At 52.5% G+C, this 1,124-nt stretch carries 12 tRNA genes; all 12 read left to right on the forward strand.

Annotated elements, in window-relative coordinates:
• Window positions 1–17: 17 nt before the first annotated feature.
• The 12 genes from HWY38_RS05445 (at window position 18) to HWY38_RS05500 (ending at window position 1,124) form a co-directional block, all read left to right on the forward strand.
• Window positions 18–93: transfer RNA gene (locus HWY38_RS05445), tRNA-Val, on the forward strand.
• A 29-nt stretch (window positions 94–122) separates the two neighbouring features.
• Window positions 123–198, forward strand: a tRNA-Thr gene (locus HWY38_RS05450).
• A 37-nt stretch (window positions 199–235) separates the two neighbouring features.
• Window positions 236–311, forward strand: a tRNA-Lys gene (locus HWY38_RS05455).
• 10 nt (window positions 312–321) lie between these two features.
• Window positions 322–405, forward strand: a tRNA-Leu gene (locus tag HWY38_RS05460).
• Window positions 406–414: 9 nt separating this feature from the next.
• Window positions 415–489 (forward strand) — tRNA-Gly (locus HWY38_RS05465).
• 19 nt (window positions 490–508) lie between these two features.
• Window positions 509–594 (forward strand) — tRNA-Leu (locus HWY38_RS05470).
• 9 nt (window positions 595–603) lie between these two features.
• Window positions 604–680: transfer RNA gene (locus tag HWY38_RS05475), tRNA-Arg, on the forward strand.
• 17 nt (window positions 681–697) lie between these two features.
• Window positions 698–774 (forward strand) — tRNA-Pro (locus HWY38_RS05480).
• A 4-nt stretch (window positions 775–778) separates the two neighbouring features.
• Window positions 779–851 (forward strand) — tRNA-Ala (locus HWY38_RS05485).
• Window positions 852–871: 20 nt separating this feature from the next.
• Window positions 872–948, forward strand: a tRNA-Met gene (locus tag HWY38_RS05490).
• 2 nt (window positions 949–950) lie between these two features.
• Window positions 951–1,027: transfer RNA gene (locus tag HWY38_RS05495), tRNA-Ile, on the forward strand.
• Window positions 1,028–1,034: 7 nt separating this feature from the next.
• Window positions 1,035–1,124, forward strand: a tRNA-Ser gene (locus HWY38_RS05500).

Consider the following 1,124-nt stretch of genomic DNA (forward strand, 5'->3'; position numbering starts at 1 on the left):
ACGTAAGTGTAATATATGGAGGATTAGCTCAGCTGGGAGAGCATCTGCCTTACAAGCAGAGGGTCGGCGGTTCGAGCCCGTCATCCTCCACCATTCCTATCATACATAAGTTGGCGTATTAAGCCGGTGTAGCTCAATTGGTAGAGCAACTGACTTGTAATCAGTAGGTTGGGGGTTCAAGTCCTCTTGCCGGCACCACCTTTATATGTTATACTATATAAGTCTCTTGTAATAAGAGCCATTAGCTCAGTTGGTAGAGCATCTGACTTTTAATCAGAGGGTCGAAGGTTCGAGTCCTTCATGGCTCACCATGTTTTTCTTGCGGATGTGGCGGAATTGGCAGACGCGCTAGAATCAGGCTCTAGTGTCTTTACAGACGTGGGGGTTCAAGTCCCTTCATCCGCATTGCCAAACGCGGAAGTAGTTCAGTGGTAGAACATCACCTTGCCAAGGTGGGGGTCGCGGGTTCGAATCCCGTCTTCCGCTCCAACTATACTATACCATCCATGCCGGGGTGGTGGAATTGGCAGACACACAGGACTTAAAATCCTGCGGTAGGTGACTACCGTGCCGGTTCAAGTCCGGCCCTCGGCACTTATTGTTGCGCCCGTAGCTCAATTGGATAGAGCGTTTGACTACGGATCAAAAGGTTAGGGGTTCGACTCCTCTCGGGCGCGCCATACATACTTTTGAAAAACGGGAAGTAGCTCAGCTTGGTAGAGCACATGGTTTGGGACCATGGGGTCGCAGGTTCGAATCCTGTCTTCCCGACCATTTTGGGGCCTTAGCTCAGCTGGGAGAGCGCCTGCTTTGCACGCAGGAGGTCAGCGGTTCGATCCCGCTAGGCTCCACTTGATTTTAATTGTTTTTTGGCGGTGTAGCTCAGCTGGCTAGAGCGTACGGTTCATACCCGTGAGGTCGGGGGTTCGATCCCCTCCGCCGCTACCATTGGACCTTTAGCTCAGTTGGTTAGAGCAGACGGCTCATAACCGTCCGGTCGTAGGTTCGAGTCCTACAAGGTCCACCACTTATACGGAGGAATACCCAAGTCTGGCTGAAGGGATCGGTCTTGAAAACCGACAGGGGTGTCAAAGCCCGCGGGGGTTCGAATCCCTCTTCCTCCG

It is taken from the genome of Bacillus sp. KS1, from assembly GCF_020075515.1.
GTDB classification, from domain to species: Bacteria; Bacillota; Bacilli; order Bacillales; family Bacillaceae; genus Bacillus; species Bacillus velezensis.